The following is a 20,213-nucleotide window of genomic DNA, read 5'->3' as shown; positions in this document are numbered from 1 at the left end:
GAATCGCCCAAGTACGTCCAGTACGAGGACGATCCGGTCGCACGCCCAGCCGGGCGCCCAACGCCGCGCGCTGATCCGACAAGATCGGCCGGACAAGCCCTAGAAGGCCCGGTCCCTGCCGCGGTCAGACGCCGGACGGGATCTCCTTGGCCCGCCCGTGGATCTGGACGGCCGTCACGATCTCGATCAGGCCGAGGATCAGCAGCCAGCACCCGGCGAGGACGGTCAGCGCGGTGATCGAGCCGGCCGGCCAGACCATCAGCAGCACGCCGGCCAGCGTGTTGGCCACACCGGCGAAGATCTGCCAGCCGCGCGCGGGCATCGTCTCGTCCGAGATCGCGGCAGCCAGCTGTGTGATGCCCCGGAAGAGCCAGCCGATCCCGATCCAGATCGCCAGCAGCAGCACCGACTGCGCGGCACTGCGGAAGCAGAGGAGCCCGAGCAGCACGCAGATCGCGCCGCTGATGAAGGCGAGCACGCGCAGGGCGGTGGTGGCGTGGGTGCCGAACGCGGCGACGAGCTGCACGATCCCGATGATCAGCAGGTAGACGCCGAACAGGACGCCGACCACCAGCAGCGTCTGCTTGGGCCACACGAGCACGACGATCCCGAGGGCGAGCGAGGCGAGTCCGGCGATCAGCAGGACCTGCCAGGCGGCTTTGGCGAGCATGCCGAGCGGGCCCTGGACCGGGGAACCGTTGGGGGTGATGATCGGGGAGACCACGGCGGCGAACTCCTGACGGCTGGGTGGGAGCCGGCGGCCCGGGAACTCGGGGTCCGGCCGGGGCCGCTGCCGGGAGTGGCAGGGGACGCCTCTCACGATCGTCGCGGGTGCTCCGGGTCGCCCGCCGGACGCACCCGTTCGGGGGAACGAACTGCTTTCCCCCCGGCCACCGGAACGCCATCCGCCGATCACTCGCCGTCGATATGATCCGGCGATATGACTTCTGAAGGGTGGGGGACCCCTCCGGTCGGGCCGATCAGCCAGCACTACATCATCTGTGGCGGAAACGCGCTCGCGCACCGCCTGGCCCTGGAGCTGGTCGAGCAGTACGAGGTCCCGGTGGTGGTCCTGGTCCCGGACCGGACCCGCGAGCACGCCCCGCAGATCGAGCAGCTGGCCGGGGTCGCGGCGGTGGTGGAGTTCAGCAGCATCACCGAGGAGGCGCTGCGTGCCGTCCGGGTGGAGACCGCGCGCGGGATCGCCCTGGTCGACGGCTCCGACCAGGAGAACATCCACACCGCGCTCAGCGCACAGGAACACAACCCCGACATCCGCATCGTGCTGCGGATGTTCAACCAGCGGCTCGGCGAGAACATCGAACGGCTGCTGAAGAACGGCGCCGCGCTCTCCGGCTCGGCCACCGCCGCTCCGGCCTTCGCCGCGTCCGCGCTCGCCCGCCCCAACTCCGTCCAGGTCGGCGACCGCTTCCTGTACATCGCCTACGACGACGACATCGACTCCAGCCGGATCTGCATCGTCGCCGACCGGATCGACCGGCAGCACCTCGGCCGGATCCGGCTGCTGCCCGAGCAGGAGGGCGATTCGGCCTCGTTCGTCCGGCTGGCCAGCGAGTTCGGCGACGACGGACCGGTCCGGCGGGTGCGGAACGCGGACGCCCCCGACGCCGGCCGGCCGGCGGAGGCCCCCGAGGGGGCCGCGAGGCCCGAGACACCCGAGCGTGCGTCCGCCCGTGAGGAGGGCGGCGCGCCGGACGAGCCCGCGACGCCCGAGCGTGCGGCGCCCGGAGACCTCGACGCGCCCGAAGCGCCCGAGAACCCCGCGGCGCCCGACGCGCCGGAGCCCGCGCCCGCGGCGCCCGGCGGGGTGGCGGCCCTGCAGGCGCTGCCCAGCGAGCCGCGGGTGCGGATCGCCTGGACCCGCCGGCTGCGCTGGCGGCTGCTCGACACCCTGCGCTACCTCACCAGCGCCCGGCTCCGGCTGGTGCTGATCACCGCGCTGGCCGCCGTGCTGATGTCCTTCGGCCTGCTCTGGTACCTCAACCGGGACTTCGGCTGGTCGCTCTACGTCTCGCTGCTCGACCTGGCGGGCGCGGCCCAGCCCGACCAGCCCGCCGACGCGGCCGCCGGCACCGGCACCGGCGGCCTCTGGCAGCGGGTCGCCCAGGTGGTGATCACCTTCTGCGGCATCACCTTCGCGCCCGTCGCCACCGCGATCATGGTCGAGGTGCTCGGCTCCGGCCGGCGGGGACAGCCCCGCAACCCCGGCGCCGGCACCCGCGACCACGTCATCGTGGCCGGGCTCGGCAACGTCGGCACCCGGGTCGTCGCCCAGCTGCACGGCATGGGCGTGCCGGTGGTCGGCCTGGAGCGCGACCCGCAGGCGCGCGGCATCTCCGCCGTCCGCGCACTCGGCGTGCCGGTGGTGGTCGACGACGGCCCGCTCGCGGAGCAGCTGCGCCGGGCCCGGCTGAAGCACAGCCGCGCGGTGGTCGCGGTCAGCGGGGACGACGCCACCAACCTGGAGGCTGCGCTGGAGGCGCGCGCGGTGCGGCCCGACGTCCGGGTGGTGGTCCGGCTCTTCGACGACAACTTCGCCCGCCACGTGTACGCCACGCTGGACAACGCCGCCTCCCGCTCGACGTCCTACCTGGCCGCGCCCGCGTTCGCGGCGGCCCTGATGGGGCGTGAGGTGCTGGGCACCCTCTCGGTGTTCCGGCACGTGCTGCTCATCGCCGAGCTGCGGGTGGAGGAGGGCAGCGGGCTGGTCGGGATGAACCGGCACGATCTGGAGGACCCGGGCGGTGTCCGGGTGGTCGCCGTCCGGCCGGCCGGCGGCCCGCGCACCTACCAGTGGAACTACGCCGACCGCACCCGGCAGCTCGTCCCGGGCGACCGGATCGTGGTCGCGGCCAGCCGCGGCGGGCTGGCCCGCCTCAACACCGCCCTGGTGAGCGAGGACTGACGGCGTGGGGGGGGGGGGGGGGGGGGGCCCCCCCCCCCCCCCCCCCCGCGCCGGCCGGCCCGGGGGGGGGGGGGGGCCCCGGGGGGGGGGGCGCCCCCCCCACCCCCCCCCCGGGGGGGGCGCGGGCCGCCGGGGGGGGGGGGGGGGGGCCGGCCCCCCCCCCCCCCCACGCCGTCGGCCGGCCCGTCAGCGGTGCGAGAAGTTCGCCGGGCGCTTCTCGGCGAAGGCGGCCATGCCCTCCTTCTGGTCCGCCGTGGCGAACGCGGCGTGGAACAGGCGCCGCTCGAAGCGGACGCCCTCGGCGAGCGTGGTCTCGAAGGCCCGGTTCACGCTCTCCTTCATCATGATGCTGGCGGGCGTCGACATCCCCGCGACCTTCTCGGCCGTGGCCAGCGCCTCGGCCAGCAGCTGGTCGGCCGGGACGATCCGCGAGACCAGGCCGGCCCGCTCCGCCTCCTCGGCGCCCATCATCCGGCCGGTCAGGCAGAGCTCCATCGCCTTGGCCTTGCCGATCGCGCGGGTCAGCCGCTGCGAGCCGCCGATGCCCGGGATCACGCCGAGCTTGATCTCCGGCTGGCCGAACTTCGCGGTGTCCGCGGCCAGCAGGATGTCGCAGAGCATCGCGAGCTCGCAGCCGCCGCCGAGGGCGAACCCGGCGACCGCCGCCACCACCGGCTTGCGCAGCTCGCCCAGCCGGTCCCACGGGCCCAGCCAGTCGTCGAGGTAGACGTCGGGGAACCGGTTGCCCTGCATCTCCTTGATGTCGGCGCCGGCGGCGAAGGCCTTCTCCGAGCCGGTGATGACCAGACAGCCGATCTCCGGGTCGCGGTCGAAGGCGGTGGCGGCCGCGACGACCTCGTTCATCAGCCGGGTGTTCAGCGCGTTGAGCGCCTCCGGCCGGTTGAGGGTGATCAGCCCGACCCGGCCCTTGCGCTCGACCAGGATCGTCTCGTAGGTCTCGGTCATCGTCCTTGACTCCCATTCGCAGCTCGGCGGCACTCTGACGGGGGATACGATCGCGGACGGACCGCCGGAGCGCCAGTCTCGCCAGGCGAGACGGTCGTCACCCGGCCGAACGGCGGCTCACCCGAGCCGCAGGTCGCCGCCGGCCGGCTGCTCGAAGAACGCGGCCACCGCCCGGTCGTCGACCTCCACCAGGGCGGCGGGGGACCAGCGCGGGTTCCGGTCCTTGTCGACCACCTGCGCGCGGATGCCCTCGACCAGGTCGTGGTGGGCGAGCGCGGCGCAGGAGACGCGGTACTCCTGCACCAGGGTCTCCACGAGCGTGCGCTGCCCCGCGGCGCGGCGCAGGGCGGCCAGGGTGACCTTCAGCATGGTCGGCGAGCGGTCGGCCAGCTCCTCGGCGGCCTGCTTCGCCTCGGGGACGCCGCTGCCGAGCAGCCGCTCGGCGATCTCCTCGACGGTGTCGGCGGCGTAGCAGGTGTCGATCCACTCCCGCTGCGCGGCCAGCGCGGCGGCCGGCGCCGGCTCCGCGTGTGCGGCGACCGCGGCGGCGACGGCGGCGGCGGTCGCGGCGGTGTCCGTGCCGGCCGGGACGCCGGCGAGCGCGGCGAGCAGGGCCGGGACGGCGGCCGAGGGCACGAAGTGGTCGGCGAAGCCGCAGAGCAGCGCGTCGCCTGGGCCCATCGACCCGGAGGTGAGCCCGAGGTGGGTGCCCAGCTCGCCCGGGGCGTGCGCGAGCAGACGGCTGCCGCCGACGTCGGGGACCAGGCCGATCCGGGTCTCCGGCATCGCGACGACGGAGCGCTCGGTCACGATCCGCACCGAGCCGTGGGCGGAGAGGCCGACGCCGCCGCCCATGGTGATGCCGTCCATCACCGCGACGTAGGGCTTCGGGTAGCGGGCGATGAGGGCGTTCAGGCCGTACTCGTCCGCGAAGAACGTCCGCGAACCGGCGCCGCCGGCCTTGGCGTCGTCGTGGATCGCGCGGATGTCCGCTCCCGCGCAGAGGCCGCGCTCGCCGGCTCCGGTCAGCACGACGGCGCCCACCGCGTCGTCCGCGGCCCAGGCCTCCAGCGCCTCCCGGACGGCGATGATCATGCCGTGGGTCAGCGAGTTGAGCGCCCTGGGCCGGTCGAGCACGATCCGCCCGACCCCGCCGTCCCGGTGGACCTGCACCTCTGCGCTCATCGGGCCCGCTCCCGTTCCTCGTCGCCGCTTCCTCGGTGGTCCGTGGACCCCCGGATTCCTGCGCCACCGTACTAGGCGCACCATGCCGGGCCCGCGCCGGTTCCACTGACTGGAACCGGCGCAGGCCGTCCGCAGGTGTTACGGCGTGACGCGGCCGGTGACCTCGCCGAAGCCGACCACCGTGCCGTCGGGGCCCGGGGCCGTCGCGGTGATGGTCACCTCGTCGCCGTCCTCCAGGAAGGTGCGGGTGGTGCCGTCGGGGAGCTTGACCGGCTCCTCGCCGTTCCAGGTCAGCTCGATCAGCGCGCCGCGGGTCTCCGGCTCGGGGCCGCTGACGGTGCCCGAGGCGAAGAGGTCCCCGGTGCGCAGCGAGGCGCCGTTGACCGTCATGTGGGTGAGCTGCTGCGCGGCCGTCCAGTACATCGAGGCGAACGGCGGGCGGGAGACCGGGTGCCCGTTGAGCCGGACCTCCATCGCGAGGTCCAGGCCCCACGGCTCGCCGCCGCGGTCGTCGAGGTACGGCAGCGGCTCGACGTCGCGGGCCGGCGGGGTGACCCGGGCCTGCTCCAGCGCGTCCAGCGGCACGATCCACGGCGAGACGGAGGTGGCGAAGGACTTGCCCAGGAACGGGCCCAGCGGCACGTACTCCCAGGCCTGGATGTCGCGCGCGGACCAGTCGTTGACCAGGCAGACGCCGAAGACGTGCTCGCGGAACCGGTCCAGGGTGACGGGCGTGCCGAGGGCGGACGGGGCGCCGACGACGAAGCCGACCTCCGCCTCGATGTCGAGCCGGCGGGTCGGGCCGAACGAGGGCACGGCGTCCGCGGGCGCCTTGCGCTGGCCCTGCGGGCGGACCACCGGGGTGCCGGAGACGACGACCGTGCCGGCCCGGCCGTGGTAGCCGATCGGCAGGTGCTTCCAGTTGGGGGTGAGCGGCTCCGAGCCGGGGCGGAAGATCCGGCCCAGGTTGCTCGCGTGGTGCTCGGACGCGTAGAAGTCGACGTAGTCGGCGACCTCGAACGGCAGGTGCAGCTCCACCTCGGCGACCGGCAGCAGCAGAGGCGAGAGCGCGGCCCGGTGGGACTCGTCGGTGAGCCAGCGGGTGAGCGCGGCGCGGACCTCGGTCCAGGCCGGACGCCCGGCGGCCAGCAGCGGGTTGAGGGTGTCCGCGTCCAGCAGCACCGACGGCTCGCCGGCCGCCCGGGCGGCGGCGCCGGCGTCGAGGACGAACTCCCCGATCCGGACGCCGATCCGCCGCACGCCGGGCCGGTCGGCCGCGGTGAAGACGCCGTACGGCAGGTTGTGCACGCCGAACGGCGAGTCGTCGGCGCCGGCGAGCCAGCTGCGGGGGGTGGTCAACGGTCCTCCTGGGGCGTGGGGCTGGGGCCGGTCCCGGGCGACACCAGGTCGAGCGCGACCAGGTCCGCCAGCGGCTCGGTGATGCTGCAGGTGCCGAACGCGGTGAACGAGTTCCGGATCACCGTAACCTGGTGCTCGGTCAACTCGCGGACCGCCTTGGCCAGGACGTCGCCCGAGCGCTCCGCCAGCAGCTCGGCGGCGGCCGCGCGGTCGGTCTCCCGGGCGGCCAGCAGCACGTTCAGGAAGCCGTGGTGCTCGAAGCCGGTGGCCGGATCGGTGTGCCGGACGGCGTGGTGCAGGCCGGCGGTGCACTTGTAGGGCAGGCCGCGCTGCGCGCAGCCGGTGAGGAAGCCGGCCAGCTCGTCCTCGTCCGGGAACGCGCCGGCCACCACGCCGCCGGTGCGGAACTTCGCCCGGTAGGGGCTGTCGACCAGCACGTCCAGCACCTCGTCCAGGGCGTCGCCGCGCAGGAGTTCGCGCGGCAGTTCGACGGCGGCGGGGATGTGGGTCGGGAGCAGCAGGTCGAGCGCGGCGACCGCCTCGCGGGCGTCCCGGGTGGCCAGTTCGACGCCGGCCACCTCGAACGGCGAGGCGGCGGCCAGGGCCGGGCCGAGCTCGGCACTGCCCCCCGGCAGTACGAGCCCGACCCGGAGGACCGGGGCGCCGCCGCCGGCGGCCGTGGTGGCCGCGGCCGCCGCGGCCAGTTCGTCCAGCCGGCCCGCCCCGCACAGGAGTGGGCCGACCGCCTCGGCGTACCACGCGGAGCGGTGCGCGTGGTGGGCCGGTACCGCCTCGGCGACCGGCAGGTTCCCCGGCGGGAACACGGCCGCGTCGTCGAAGAGGTCCTCGAAGAGCGGGGGGATCGTGCTCACCGGCCCGGCCCCCGACCCGCCCAGGTCCAGGCGTAGTTCGGGTCCTCACTGGCCCGGCCGCCCTCGCCCAGCTCCAGCGGGCGGAAGGTGTCGACCATGACGGCCAGCTCATCGAAGAACTCCGCGCCGATGCTGCGCTCGTACGCGCCCGGCTGCGGGCCGTGGGTGTGGCCGCCCGGGTGCAGCGAGATCGAGCCCTGGGCGATGCCCGAGCCCTTGCGGGCCGCGTAGTCGCCGCCGCAGTAGAACATGACCTCGTCGCTGTCCACGTTGGAGTGGTAGTACGGGACGGGGATCGACAGCGGGTGGTAGTCCACCTTGCGCGGCACGAAGTTGCAGATCACGAACCCGTTGCCCTCGAACACCTGGTGCGCGGGCGGCGGCTGGTGGATCCGGCCGGTGATCGGCTCGTAGTCGCTGATGTTGAAGGCGTACGGGTAGAGGCAGCCGTCCCAGCCGACCACGTCGAACGGGTGGTGCGGCACGGTGTACCGGGTGCCCGCGATCCCGTTCGGGCCGCGGTGCTTGACCAGGACGTCGACGTCGCCGGCCTCGTCCACCACCAGCGGGCCGACCGGGCCGCGAAGGTCCCGCTCGCAGTACGGCGCGTGCTCCAGCAGCTGGCCGTACTTGGAGAGGAACCGCTTGACCGGGGTGATGTGGCTGTTCGCCTCGATGCAGTAGGCGCGCAGCGGCTCGTCGCCGGCCGGCACCCAGCGGTGGGTGGTCGCCCGGGGGATGACGACGTAGTCGCCCCGGCCGACCTCCAGCGAGCCGAAGACCGTCTCGACGGTGCCCGAGCCGGACTCCACGTACACGCACTCGTCGCCGAGCCCGTTGCGGTACAGCTCGCTCGGGGCCCCGGCGGCGACGTACGAGATCCGCACGTCGCCGTTGCCGAGGACCAGCCGGCGGCTGCTCACCACGTCAGCGGACTTCCACTCCTGGCCCGCGAACAGCTCGTGCAGCTTGAGGTGGCGGGGGAGCAGGGGGTGGTTCGGCACGGTGGACTGGTCCGGCAGCTCCCACGGCACCGCGTTCACCACGGCCGACGGGATGCCCCGGTGGTAGAGCAGCGAGGAGTCCGAGGAGAACCCCTCCTCGCCCATCAACTCCTCGTAGTACAGCCCGCCTTCGGGTGTGCGGTGCTGAGTGTGCCGCTTGGGCGGGATGCTGCCCAGCTGCCGGTAGTACGCCATCGTCCTGCTCCTCCTGGCCCGTTCGCCGATTCGCCCTGATCAGGGGTGGTGATCAGAGGTTCCCGCGGCGGTCCTGCTCGCGCTCCAGGGATTCGAAGAGCGCCTTGAAGTTGCCCTTCCCGAAGCCGAGCGAGCCATGCCGCTCGATGAACTCGAAGAAGACGGTCGGGCGGTCGCCCTGCGGCTTGGTGAAGATCTGCAGCAGGTAGCCGTCCTCGTCCCGGTCGACCAGGATGCCGCGCTTCTTCAGCTCCTCGACCTCGACGCGGACCTTGCCGATCCGGGCGCGCAGCTCCGGGTCGTCGTAGTACGAGTCCGGGGTGGAGAGGAACTCGACGCCGTTGGCGCGCAGGACGTCGACGGTGGTGAGGATGTCGTTGGTGGCGAGCGCCAGGTGCTGGCAGCCCGGGCCGCCGTAGAACTCCAGGTACTCGTCGATCTGCGACTTCTTCTTGGCGATGGCCGGCTCGTTGAGCGGGAACTTCACCCGGTGGTTGCCGCTGGCGACGACCTTGGACATCAGGGCCGAGTACTCGGTGGCGATGTCGTCGCCGACGAACTCCGCCATGTTCACGAAGCCCATCACGCGGTTGTAGAAGCCGACCCACTCGTCCATCTTGCCGAGCTCGACGTTGCCGACGGCGTGGTCGAGGGCCTGGAACAGCCGCTTCGGCTGCCCGGCCGGGCGGGTCACCCTGGTCTGGGCGGCCACGAAGCCCGGCAGGTAGGGGCCGTGGTAGCGGGAGCGGTCGACCAGGGTGTGCCGGGTCTCGCCGTAGGTGGCGATCGCGGCGCGGCGCACGGTGCCGTGCTCGTCGGAGACGTCGTTCGGCTCCTCCAGCACGACGGCGCCCTGGGCGCGGGCGTGCGCGATGCACTTGTCGACGTCCGGCACCTCCAGCGCCAGGTCGACGACGCCGTCGCCGTGGCGGCGGTGGTGGTCGAGCAGCGGGCTGTCGGGGGAGACACCGCCCTTGATGACGAAGCGGCACGAGCCCGAGCGCAGGACGTACGCCTTGCGGTCGCGGCGGCCGGTCTCCGGGCCGGAGTAGGCGACCAGCTCCATGCCGAAGACGACCTGGTAGAACTGGGCCGTCTGGGTGGCGTTGCCGACCACGAAGATCACGGCGTCCTGCGCGACGACAGGGAACGGGTCCGTGGCGGGGTCGTGCTCGACGAGGCCGACGAGGCGGCGCAGCTGCTCGGCGTCGAGACCGGCCTCGCGCTCCTCGGGGGTCAGCTCAAGAGCGTGGGTCTGCGGGGTCATCGGTCGTTCCTCCACAATGAGGCCTCGGCTTTGAGGCATCCGCTTGAGGCGGCCACGCCGCAAGGGTGGGCGGTGCGGCTGAGCGGAGAGCTTGCTCCTGTCGGACTGGTTGGGCAACAGGTCGCGATTTCACTGTTCAATGTGTACAAGCTGGTCAGGAAATCCCCGGTCCGGCTGCGCAATATGTGCTGTCGAACGAGGGATTCCCGAGATCCTTGCCATCCCTCCGATCCCTGTGCTCCCGCCGCCGGTGACGGCCGCCGTCCTCAGGAAACGGACGGCTGCCCTCCGCCGGGTCCGGGGTCCTGCCGACCCTCCGGGAGGTGGCGCAGGAACCAGTCGCGGGCCAGCTCGGAGACCTGGTCCAGCGTCCCCGGCTCCTCGAACAGGTGGCCCGCGCGCGGCACCACCGCCAGCTCACTCTCGCAGTGCAGCCGGGCCCGCGCCTGTCGGTTCAGGTCGATCACCGTGCTGTCGCGGCCGCCGACGATCAGCAGCGTCGGCGCGGCGACGGCGGCCAGCCGGGCCGGCCCGGCGAGGTCCGGCCGCCCGCCCCGGGACACCACGGCGCGCACCCCGTCGCCCAGCCGGGCCGCGGTCCACAGGGCCGCGGCGGCGCCGGTGCTGGCGCCGAACAGCCCGATCGGCAGGCCCCGGGCCGCCTCGTCCAGGTCGGGCAGCCGCCGGCTCACCTCGGTCAGCCGGGAGCCGAGCAGCTCCACGTCGAACACGTTGCGCCGGTCCGGCTCCTCGTCCTCGGTGAGCAGGTCGAACAGCAGCGTCGCCAGGCCCGCCCGGTTCAGGTACGCGGCGACGAAGCGGTTGCGCGGGCTGTGCCGGCCGCTGCCGCTGCCGTGCGCGAACACCACCGCGCCGAGCGCCTGCACCGGCACGGTCAGCCGCCCGGCCAGCCGGACCCCGGCGGCGGGCACGGTCAGCTCGTGGTCCACCGCGGTCGGGGCCTTCGACCGCTCGCCGCGCGCCTCGGCCAGCAGCCGCAGCACCTCCTCGTCCGTGGTCTGCGAGAAGTCGCCGTAGAACTCGCCGATCGCGAAGAAGGGCGACGGCGTGCCGACGCAGATCAGCTCGTCCGCGACGTCGGCCAGCCGGTCGACCCAGTCGTGGGGCGCCACCGGGACGGCCAGCACGACCCGGGCCGCGCCCCTGGCCCGGACGATCCTGCAGGCGGCGCGGGCGGTGGAGCCGGTGGCGATCCCGTCGTCCACCACGACGACCGTGCTCCCGCGCAGGTCGGCGGGCGCACGGTCGCCCCGGTAGCGGCGGGCCCGGCGTTCCAGCTCGGCGCGTTCGAGCTTCTCGACGTGGGCGAGCTGCTCGTCCGTGACACCGGCGACGCGCATCACCTGGTCGTTGAGGACGCGGATGCCGTCCTCGCCGATCGCGCCCATGCCCAGCTCGGGCTGGTAGGGCACGCCGAGCTTGCGGATCACGCAGATGTCCAGCGGGGCGCCGAGGGCGGCGGCCACCTCGGCGGCCACCGGGACGCCGCCGCGGGGGAGGGCGACGACGACGGTGCCGGGAGCGCGCAGGTGGCCCAGGCGGGCAGCCAGTCGGCGGCCCGCATCGGTGCGGTCGGTGAAGTGGGTACCGGTGACGTGCATGGCGCGGCCTCCGAGTTCCACCGTACGTCGCCGGCCGGTGGGCGGCGGGGGCGGACGTGGGCGGACGGGGCTCGGGCCGGGGTGGGGTGTCCCGGCCCGGGCCCGGCGGGCCGGGACGCGGCGGGACGGACCGGGACCGGCCCGGATCCGCCCGGGCGGCCGAGGCCGGCCGGAAGGGGAACGGGGGCTCAGGCGTCCGGGGCAGCGGGCGGCGCACCGTCGTGGTCGGAGCACAACCCGCAGGAGGACCACGATGCACCCCGGTGCCGCCTTCGACCGCCGGCTGCAGGCCGGCCCCGCGAACTACCCGCTGGCCGTGCGGTGCGGCGAGTCGTCCTGGACGGAATTCGCCGACCGGCTCGCCGCGTTCCGGGCCGACCGGTTCGTGCTGGTCGGCGACGCCGCCGCGCCCGCCGAGTACGTCGCCCGGATCCACGCCCTGGCGGCCGCCCAGGCTCCGTGCACCGGCGTCACGCTCCGGCCCGACGCGGCCCCGGTGCTCCCGTCGTCCTCGGTGCTCCCGTCGTCCTCGGCCGCCGACTCGTCCGAACCCTGGGACACGTCCGACTCCGCGGAGCCGGAGAGCCGCACGGTCGTGATCGCCGTCGGCGGTGAGCAGGCCTGCCGGGTGCCGGCCGACCTCCGGCTGCCGACCACCCTCGCCGCCGCCTGCGGCCCCGCACTCGCCCTGCTGCGCCCGCCTCCCGGGGCCCGCAGCCTGCCCGCCCGCACCGCGCCCGCCCTGGTCTGGGCCCGCAGCGACCTGCTGGCCGCCCGTCCCGCCGCCGAGACGCGCGCGGGCATGGTGACCGTGATCCGCCACGTGCTGGCCGTCTGCCCGGCCCAGTACGAGGCGCTGGCCGCGGTCCTGCGCCCGGACGCCCGTTACACGCCGCACGCCGTGGCCGCCTGCCTGGCCCTGTGCGCGGACGCCCGGGCCGCCCTGGTCGGCTTCGACCCGTTCGAGACGGGCCCTGCCCTCGCGCTCGACTACGGCAGGAGCCTCGGCGAGGCGGTCCGCGCGGCCGCCGACGGCGCCGGCCACGCGGTGCCCGCCCCGGGGGACGCCGAGGCCCTGGGACTCCTCCTCGCCGCCGAGATCGCCGTCCGGCTGGGCCTGCTCGGCGGTTCCGCGGCGTGGGCGCACCGGGAGCTGCTCGCCCGCAACGGCTCGGCGACCACCCTGCCGGGCGGCGCCGACCCGCTGGCGGCCGTCCCCCTAGCCGCGGCGGGCACGGTGTCCGAGGCGGCCGCGGCGGCGGGCGGCTGCTCCGTGGCGAGCGGCTTCTCCGACGAGGCGAGCGCCGGCCTCCTGGCCGACGCCCTCGCTGTCGCCGCCCGGCCCGGTCTGTTGCTGCTCGCCGACCTCGGGTACCCGCACTGCCTGCGGGGCCGGCTGCTCACCCCGGTGGACGCCGGGGTGCTCCGGGCCGCCGTCGGCGGACCGGTCCCGGCCGCCCTGCCGCACACCCGCCGACCCGCCGCGGAACCCCGGCCCGCGGGCGTCTGACCGGTCCTCGGCGGCCGGCGGCCGGCGGCCCGGGGGGCCCGGGAGGCCCCGGGGGCCGCCTCGGGACGGCACGGGCGAAGGGCGGGAACAGGACAGGACCCGGTCCCCGTGCGGCCGGGACGACGGGCGCCGGACCGTGGGGGACAAGGACGGACCAGCACGGTCCGCCGGAAACCCGAAGGAGTCCCGTCATGACGGGCACCGTCATCACCGACCTCCGCCGACGCGGAGCCGTCGACCCGAGCCGGGTCCTGAGCGGCCCGCTGCGTGCGGTCGGACTGCAGTGGCTCGACCCGGGCCGCAGCACCGAGGTCACCGCGGAAGGCGTCGAGCACGCGCTCTACGTCACCGCCGGTTCGGGCACGGCCACCGTCCCGGACGACGACGCGGCGCAGGCGGCTCCCGATGCCGGGGTCCCGCTGGTCGAGGGCACGGCACTGACGCTGACGCTCGGCGAGCGGACGGTCCTGACCGCCGGTACGGCCGGGCTGGAGTACTTCCACGCGGTCCTCGCCGTGGCCGGCCGACCGGCCGGACAAAGCTCCGAACGTCGGAAAGGAGGCGAGTCCAGGTGATCGTCACCCCTGCCTCGTCCGCTGCCGCCGTCATCCTCGGCCCGCACGGTGAGCGGGTGCGCCTGCGCTGCCTGGCGCGCCGCTCGCTGATGACCGCCGCCTGCGAGTCCTTCGACCACCTGCGGCTCAGTCCCGGCGCCCACCACACGCTGCCCGGGGAGGCCGAGAGCGAGACCGTCCTCCACGTGCTGCGCGGCTCGCTCCTCGTGGGCCGTACGGCCGACGAGCCGGTCCACCTCGCGGCCGACGGCGACCTGCTGCTGGCCCGCCGGTCCACCCCGGTCCTGCTGGAGGCCGGGCCGCTGGGCGCCGAGCTCCTCTGCCTCACCCTCGCCGCACCCCGCCGCGCCGGCGCCACCGGGCAGGTCCTGGCCCGCCGTCGGGCCGAACGGCGGACCCGCCCGTGACGTCTCCGACCCCCCGGCGCCGAGCCTGACCGCCGGACCCGATCGCCCTGCCCGCCCCGGCGCCACCGCCGGGGCGGGCGTCGCCTGTGTCGGGGCGTCACCGGGCGCCGCCCGGGCCGGCCCGATGACGGCTCTGGGCCGGCGGCCACCCCCCGCGATGGGACCGGAACGGGACGGCCGACCCATGTGCCCGGGGCAGGCCCCCGCGCATGGTGAGGGAAGAGCGGCCGATCGCTCGACCACTCGAAAGATCTGGAGCAATCCCATGAGTACCAGCACAGCCACCAAGGCGCTCCGTCTGGCGACCCTGCTGGCCGGCCTCACCACAGCCGGCATCGCCGTGAAGTGCGCGGTCACCGATGTGATCGGCAGCAGGGCGACCGACACGACCTCCGGCACCTCCTCACTCACCGGCCCCGGCAAGCCGAAGCCGGGAGGGGGAGAGCCCAGGAGGTGCGAGGCCGGCGACCCGCCTCCCTGCAAATGACCCCGTCCCCCGACGACCTCCGCCCCCGGCACCACCCAGGTGCCGGGGGCGGACCACGCCTTCGAGGCGCAGCGGACGGGCGAGCGTCGTTCGAGGCCGCCGGGCCTCAGGCGCGGGAGGGGTAGCGGGGGAGCACCGCGAGGACCTGGGTCCCGCGCTCCAGCGCGCCGACGGTGCAGCTGCCACCGATCTCGGCGGCCCGGTCCGCCATCGACTGCAGCCCGACCCCGCCGCCGGGGGAACCACCGTCGGTCCGGGGCCGGCCGTCAGGACGCGTCCCGCCGTCCGGGTGCGCGCCGCCGTCCGGGCCGGGCTCCGACGGGCTCCCGAAACCGACCCCGTCGTCCCGGACGGTCAGTGTCAGCACCTCCTCGTCCACCCGGAGCCCGACCCGGACCGACGTGGCCCGGGCGTGCTTCAGCACGTTGTTCAGCGCCTCCGCCGTGATCCGGTAGACGGCCACCTCGACCGCCGCCGGCAGCTCCGGCAGCGGCTCCGGGGCGAGCTCCGTGGTGACGGCCAGACCCGTGCCGCCGAACGTGGCGGCCAGCTGCCGCACCGCGCGGCCGAGCCCGACCTCGCTCAGCGGCGCCGGCCCGAGGCGGTCGGTGATCCGCCGGACCTCCTTGATGGCCATCGCCAGATCCGCCGAGATCCCGCGCAGGGTGCCCGCGAGCGGGGCCTCGGCGGAGACGGCGGCCCCGGCGTTGTCCACCCGGAGCCGCAGCCCGGCCAGCGCAGGACCGAGGCCGTCGTGGATGTCCCGCCGCAGCCGCCGGCGCTCCTCCTCCCGGGCCGCGACGATCTGCTCCCGCCCGGCCTGGAGGTCCTTCTGCAGGCGCAGCGACGCGACGGCCGGCGAGGCCTGGTCGGCCAGCGTCCGGAGGATGTCGGTGTCCGTGGCGTCCAGCTGCTCCTCGCCCGCGCGCAGGCCGACGGTCAGCTGCCCGATGGTGCTGCCGTGGTGGACCAGGGCGAAGGAGTGCCGGGCGCCGTCCCCCGGCGATCCGACGGCCGCCAGCGGGCGGAGGCCGGCCCGGGTGGTGACGGTCAGGGCGACCCACGGCAGCCGCAGTTCGTCCGCGACCGTCGCACAGAGCGCGGCCGGCAGCTGCTCCGGGTCGACCACCTGCCGGACCTGCTCGGCCAGCGTCCGGAGCACCTGGTAGGGCTGGGCGCGTTCGCCGTAGTACAGCCGGTCGACCAGCCCGACGGCCCACCGCGCGGCGCGCGGCAGGCCGGAGCCCAGAACGAAGACCAGGGCGATCAGCAGCAGGGCCGCCGCGCCGCGCCCGGGCACCAGCCAGCTCGACAGCACGGCGGCGAAGACCACGAACAGGGTGGTCAGCCCGGTGGCCAGCAGCAGCCCGCTGAGGATCCGCCGGGCCGCCCGGTCGAGCCGCCAGCCGCCGTTCTTGACGACCAGGTAGGCGATGGCCACGGCCCAGAGCAGGCCGGCCCCGGCGAGGATCCCGTAGAAGAGCCAGTAGTCGTCGGTCTGGAACCGGCTGTAGGCGTCCTGGGCCCCGGCCCAGAGCAGGTAGGCGGCCAGCATGAGTCCGAGGTAGCGGCGGCTCCCCGGCGCGGCGCGCACCAGGCGGGTCAGCAGCACCGCCGCCGAGATGCCGACCAGGACGTAGAAGCCCTTGTCGTCGTGGACGCCCACCCGCTCGTAGAGCGTCGTCAGGAACCGGCCGGGCGGGGTGTCCGCCAGCGGGTTGTCCCGGCCGAACAGCCGGCTCTCGCCCGCGTACGACAGGTACACCGGCACCTGCCAGAGGGCGACCGCCCCGATGTAGATCCACCACCTCCGGTCGGTCAGCCGACCGGAGGGGAGCAGCAGCGGCAGGACGAAGAACAGTGTTTCCCGGAGGGTGTCGCAGACCGCTTTGAGCGCGACCGCGATGCCCACGACGGCGGGATCGGTGACCTCCACGTACACCGGGGCGGCCACCGCCTTGGGCAGGATCACGGCGAGGCCGTAGAACAGCATCACCCAACCGAGTGGACTGCCCGGCCGGTGCGCGTGCAGCATCATCCCGGCCCCGGCGGTGGGCAGTGCGTAGGCCAGGACGGCCAGCTGGTCGCGGGGCACGGCGACGCCGGGATCGCCGAGGTGGGCGAGGACGTAACAGCTCCACAGGGTGGCGAGGGCCAGGCACAGGCACGCGACGGCCGCCGCCGCCGTCAGTTGGCGTTCGGCGCGGGTGCGCGGGGCCGTTCGTCGGAGCCGGGCGGGCACTCCCCGCCGGGGTCGGGCGGGGGCTCCGCGCCGGGGAGTGGTCACCGTGGTCATGGCATCCCTTGCAACGGTTCGGGAGTGGTCCGCCGACGGCCGTTCGCCGCGCACCGGTCACCAGTCTGGGCGGCCCACCGTCCCGGGCGCATGAGGCAGCGGTCTCGTCCGGCCGGTGGCGGCGGCTCCGCGGTGGCGGGCGCCGCCGGCCGCGGCGGGCGGTTCCGGCGGGCGGGCCGGCGCCGGGTCGGATCGCGCCCCGCGCGCATGTCACGGAAAGTCACTGGCGTGTCGCTGGTAGTGTCGGCCGGGTGGATGAAGAACCGCGGGGCGGCCTGCCCGTCCGTGTACTGATCGTCGACGACCACCCGCTGTTCCGGGAGGGGCTGCGGGCCGCCCTGGAGAGCGCCGAGGGCATCGCCGTGGTGGCGGAGGCCGAGCGCGCCGCGGACGTGCCGGAGGCGGTCGCCCGGTCCGGCCCCGACGTGGTGGTCATGGACCTCTCGCTGCCGGACGGCTCCGGGCTGGAGGCCGCCCGCCGCCTCGGCGAGCAGCAGCCGTCCCCGCCTGTGCTGATGCTGACCATGGCCGACGACGACGGCAGCCTGCTGGCCGCCCTCCAGGCGGGTGCGCGCGGCTACCTGGTCAAGGGCGCCGGCCGGGAGGAGGTGCTGCACGCGGTGCGCACGGTGGCGGCGGGCGGGGCGGTGTTCGGCGCGGACGTGGCCGGCCGGATCACCGAGCTGCTCGCCGGGGCGCGGCTGCGCGAGGCCGGGCAGCTGTTCCCGGCGCTGACCGCGCGCGAGGCGGAGGTGCTGGACCTGGTGGCGCGGGGGCTGGACAACCGGCGGATCGCCCGTGAGCTGGTGGTGGCGGAGAAGACGGTCCGCAACCACGTCACCCACATCTTCGAGAAGCTGCACGTCGCGACCCGTGCGGAGGCGGTCGCCCGGGCCCGTGACATGGGGCTCGGTGACGGCTGACGCCGTCGGGGCGCGCGCTGCCGAGGCGGACGTGGACGCGGGCGCGGGCACCGGACGGGGTGCCGGGCCGGCGCGGGCCGCGGCCGTGCCGGTGCAGGAGCAGCGCGTGCAGTCGGTGCGCTCGTCCGGACCGGGCCGCTCGCCCGGGCCGGGCCCGGGGCCGGAACCGGACCGCCGCCCCGCGTGCCCGGGATTGCAGGACGCCGAGGATGCGGGGGAGGAGGACGGGATGACCGAACCGGCGGCGGCCGCCACCCGACCGCCCGGCCTGACCCGGGCGTACTGGGTCTGCGGACTCACGCTGCTCTCCGGCCTCGGCTGGGTGCTGCTCGCCCTGATCCACCAGGACGACGCCTGGGCGGAGCCGTTCCTGCTGCACGACGGCCAGACGGTGCTGCTCGGCTTCGGCTTCGCACTCTCGGGCCTGCTGATCCTCGCCCACCGCGCCGGGCTCGCCGAAGCGCCCGGGACCGGCGACGCGCCCGGGCTCCCCGACGCGTCCGCGGCCGGGGCTCTCGACGCGTCCGGGGGCGCGGCTCCGGTCGGCCGCGGGCCCGCCGCCCCGCCCTCGCCGAGCCGGACCGGCCGCAGCCTCGGGGTGGCCATGCTCGCCGCCGGCCTCGGCGGCTGTCTCTCCCGGTTCGTCCTCTTCGCCGGCGCCGCGGCCGGGGCCGGCGAGGCCGTGCAGGCGGTCGGCGCGGCGATGCTCCTCGCCTCCGTCACCCTCTTCATCTTCCTGTCGATCGCCCTGCCGCTCTGGCTGCCCGAGGGCAGGCTGCCCGGTGGCCGGCTCGGCCGGGTCTACCTCGCGGCGCTCGTGGTGTGGAGCGCCTGCCACGCCTGCGTGGTGCGGCTCGGCGTGCCGCTGCCGTACTTCGGCGACGTCCTGGTGCCGCAGGGCGAGGGGCTGCCGCTGGGCGAGTGGCCGGGCACCCTGGTCTCCTGGACGCTCGTCGCCGTCAACCTCACGGTGGCCGCCGTCCGGTGGCGTCGCTCGCCCCGGTCGCGCCGCACGGTCACGGTGGTGCTGGTCCCCTACCTGATCTGGCTGATCACCACCAACCTCGCCCTCCGGCTCGGCAGCACGGAGAGCTTCGCCGCCGCGGCCTACTTCACCGGCTCGGCGCTCTGGATGCTCGGCGCGGTCGGCTACGCGTTCGCCCGCGACCGCTCCCGCTACCTGGACCGCGCCACCCGCCGGATGCTCAGCGTCCTCGCCCTCGTCGCGCTGCTGATCGCCGGCTACCTCGGCATCGCCCTGCTGCTGCGCCGCGCCCTGCCGAACGCCGGCACCGCGGGTGCCCAGCTGCTCGCCGCCGCTGCGCTGACCGTCGGCGGACTGCTCGGCCCGGCCACCCGCTGGATGGTCCGCGCCGTCGACCGGTTCTACTACGGCGACCGGGCCCGCCCCTACCAGGTGGTGCGGGCCCTGGCCGAACGGCTCAGCCGCGCCGTCAGCCCCGCCGATGCGCCGCCGCTGCTCTGCGACACCGTGGTCGGCGCGCTCGGCCTGCCCGGCGCCCGCGTCGTCCTGCGCACCCGGGGCGGGCCGCACGAACTCGCCTCGGTCGGCACCGTCGGCCCCGGCAGCCAGGTGTTCCCGCTCAGCTACGAGGGCGCGGTGATCGGCGAGCTGCACGCGCCGCCGCGCGCCGGTCAGCGCGCACTGGACGCCCAGGACCACGAGGTGCTGCGCTTCCTCGCCGACCAGGCCGCGCCCGCCATCGCCTCGCTGCGGATGTACGAGGAGCTCCAGGCCGGGCGGCGCCAGATCGTGCTGGCCCGGGAGGAGGAGCGGCGGCGCCTGCGGCACGACCTGCACGACGGGCTCGGCCCGACCCTCTCCGGGCTCCGCCTCGGAGTCGACACCGCGCGCGCCGCCGTCCCCGAGGGCTCCCCGGCCGCCCGCTCGCTGCGTGCGGTGTCGGCCGGCATCGGACAGGCGATCGTCGAACTGCGCCGGATCACCGAGGGGTTGGCGCCCGCGGCGCTCTCGGGCGGCGGCCTGGCGGGCGCGCTGCGGAGGCTGGTCGACGGGCTGGACGGGGACCGCGTCCGGCTCACCCTGGTCCTCGACCCGGAGCCGCCGCCCGCACTGCCGGCGGCCGTCGAGGTGGCGGTGCTGCGGATCAGCGGCGAGGCGCTGAACAACGTGCTGCGCCATTCGGGGGCCGCCCGGGCGCAGTTGACGCTGCGGGTCCGGCCGGACCGGGTGGAGGTGGAGGTCCACGACGACGGGCGGGGCTTTCCGGTGGGAGTGGGCGCGGTGGCGGGTGCGGGGGCCGGTACGGGGGCCGGTGCGGGGATCGGCTCGGCGCTCGGTGCGAGGGAGGGCTGGGACGTGGGCGACGGGTGGGGCGAGGGCGAGGGGCGGCCGGTCGGCTCGGGGCTCGGTCTGCGATCGATGGCCGAGCGGGCCGAGGAGCTGGGCGGCACGTTCACCGCCGCCAACTGCGAGGGTGCCGCGCTGGTGCGAGCGGTGCTGCCGCGCACGCCGGAGCAGCAACCGGCCGTCGAAGGGTAGGGGGACCGGCCCCGCACCGCCTCCGTACGGGTACCGCCGCAGCCCCCGCCCCGACACGGCCTCTTGACGGAACCGCAGGTTGGCCTAATCATCAT

At 75.4% G+C, this 20,213-nt stretch carries 16 protein-coding genes; 7 read left to right on the top strand and 9 right to left on the bottom strand.

Translation table 11 applies throughout. The features are described 5' to 3' along the window. Positions 1–124: 124 nt before the first annotated feature. Entirely contained in the window at positions 125–724 is a 600-nt protein-coding gene (locus ACIPSC_RS15515; protein ID WP_400826079.1) for an HdeD family acid-resistance protein, read from the bottom strand. 216 nt (positions 725–940) lie between these two features. On the opposite strand from ACIPSC_RS15515, the gene ACIPSC_RS15510 reads away from it, so the two are divergent. Further along, positions 941–2,926 carry an NAD-binding protein gene (locus tag ACIPSC_RS15510; RefSeq protein ID WP_400826078.1) on the top strand — a complete coding sequence of 662 codons (1,986 nt, stop codon included), beginning with the start codon at positions 941–943 and terminating at the stop codon, positions 2,924–2,926. Between the two features lie 186 nt (positions 2,927–3,112). Here ACIPSC_RS15510 and ACIPSC_RS15505 read toward each other — a convergent pair whose 3' ends face one another. From ACIPSC_RS15505 to ACIPSC_RS15475, 7 genes are all read right to left on the bottom strand, one after another. Next, positions 3,113–3,892, bottom strand: a complete 780-nt coding sequence (locus tag ACIPSC_RS15505; RefSeq protein ID WP_400826077.1) for an enoyl-CoA hydratase — start codon at positions 3,890–3,892, stop codon at positions 3,113–3,115. A gap of 117 nt (positions 3,893–4,009) precedes the next feature. Further along, positions 4,010–5,077, bottom strand: coding sequence for an enoyl-CoA hydratase/isomerase family protein (locus tag ACIPSC_RS15500; protein ID WP_400826075.1), 1,068 nt, complete (start codon positions 5,075–5,077; stop codon positions 4,010–4,012). A gap of 138 nt (positions 5,078–5,215) precedes the next feature. Continuing rightward, a complete protein-coding gene (gene fahA / locus ACIPSC_RS15495; protein WP_400826074.1) occupies positions 5,216–6,436 on the bottom strand; it encodes a fumarylacetoacetase in 1,221 nt (406 codons plus the stop codon). After that, positions 6,433–7,308 carry a hypothetical protein gene (locus ACIPSC_RS15490; protein ID WP_400826072.1) on the bottom strand — a complete coding sequence of 292 codons (876 nt, stop codon included), beginning with the start codon at positions 7,306–7,308 and terminating at the stop codon, positions 6,433–6,435. Before ACIPSC_RS15490 ends, fahA begins: the two co-directional genes overlap by 4 nt. Beyond that, on the bottom strand, positions 7,305–8,507 hold the full coding sequence (locus ACIPSC_RS15485; protein ID WP_400826070.1) for a homogentisate 1,2-dioxygenase: 1,203 nt from the start codon (positions 8,505–8,507) through the stop codon (positions 7,305–7,307). The genes ACIPSC_RS15490 and ACIPSC_RS15485 overlap by 4 nt, the downstream gene beginning before the upstream one ends. A 52-nt stretch (positions 8,508–8,559) precedes the next feature. Next, a complete protein-coding gene (hppD, locus tag ACIPSC_RS15480; protein WP_400826068.1) occupies positions 8,560–9,774 on the bottom strand; it encodes a 4-hydroxyphenylpyruvate dioxygenase in 1,215 nt (404 codons plus the stop codon). 266 nt (positions 9,775–10,040) lie between these two features. Further along, a complete protein-coding gene (locus tag ACIPSC_RS15475) occupies positions 10,041–11,396 on the bottom strand; it encodes a phosphoribosyltransferase family protein (RefSeq protein ID WP_400826067.1) in 1,356 nt (451 codons plus the stop codon). 253 nt (positions 11,397–11,649) lie between these two features. On the opposite strand from ACIPSC_RS15475, the gene ACIPSC_RS15470 reads away from it, so the two are divergent. The 4 genes from ACIPSC_RS15470 to ACIPSC_RS15455 all read left to right on the top strand — a co-directional run bounded on the left by ACIPSC_RS15470 (position 11,650) and on the right by ACIPSC_RS15455 (position 14,375). Beyond that, the gene (locus ACIPSC_RS15470; protein WP_400826066.1) at positions 11,650–12,906 is read left to right on the top strand and encodes a hypothetical protein; all 1,257 of its coding nucleotides are present in this window, start codon (positions 11,650–11,652) and stop codon (positions 12,904–12,906) included. Positions 12,907–13,097: 191 nt separating this feature from the next. Continuing rightward, on the top strand, positions 13,098–13,481 hold the full coding sequence (locus ACIPSC_RS15465) for a hypothetical protein (RefSeq protein WP_400826064.1): 384 nt from the start codon (positions 13,098–13,100) through the stop codon (positions 13,479–13,481). After that, entirely contained in the window at positions 13,478–13,888 is a 411-nt protein-coding gene (locus ACIPSC_RS15460; protein ID WP_400826063.1) for a hypothetical protein, read from the top strand. Before ACIPSC_RS15465 ends, ACIPSC_RS15460 begins: the two co-directional genes overlap by 4 nt. A 265-nt stretch (positions 13,889–14,153) precedes the next feature. After that, positions 14,154–14,375, top strand: coding sequence for a hypothetical protein (locus tag ACIPSC_RS15455; protein ID WP_400826061.1), 222 nt, complete (start codon positions 14,154–14,156; stop codon positions 14,373–14,375). 106 nt (positions 14,376–14,481) lie between these two features. Here ACIPSC_RS15455 and ACIPSC_RS15450 read toward each other — a convergent pair whose 3' ends face one another. Further along, on the bottom strand, positions 14,482–16,671 hold the full coding sequence (locus tag ACIPSC_RS15450) for a sensor histidine kinase (RefSeq protein ID WP_400826059.1): 2,190 nt from the start codon (positions 16,669–16,671) through the stop codon (positions 14,482–14,484). A 251-nt stretch (positions 16,672–16,922) separates the two neighbouring features. On the opposite strand from ACIPSC_RS15450, the gene ACIPSC_RS15445 reads away from it, so the two are divergent. Together ACIPSC_RS15445 and ACIPSC_RS15440 are read left to right on the top strand one after the other, a co-directional pair. Next, the gene (locus ACIPSC_RS15445) at positions 16,923–17,594 is read left to right on the top strand and encodes a response regulator (protein ID WP_400826058.1); all 672 of its coding nucleotides are present in this window, start codon (positions 16,923–16,925) and stop codon (positions 17,592–17,594) included. A 229-nt stretch (positions 17,595–17,823) separates the two neighbouring features. After that, on the top strand, positions 17,824–20,118 hold the full coding sequence (locus ACIPSC_RS15440; protein ID WP_400826057.1) for a sensor histidine kinase: 2,295 nt from the start codon (positions 17,824–17,826) through the stop codon (positions 20,116–20,118). Positions 20,119–20,213 lie beyond the last annotated feature (95 nt).

The sequence above is a fragment of the Kitasatospora sp. NPDC090091 genome, assembly GCF_044747365.1.
Classification (GTDB): domain Bacteria; phylum Actinomycetota; class Actinomycetes; order Streptomycetales; family Streptomycetaceae; genus Kitasatospora.
The sequence above is the reverse complement of the archived record's forward strand: the minus strand, read 5'-3'. Positions and strand labels throughout refer to the sequence as shown.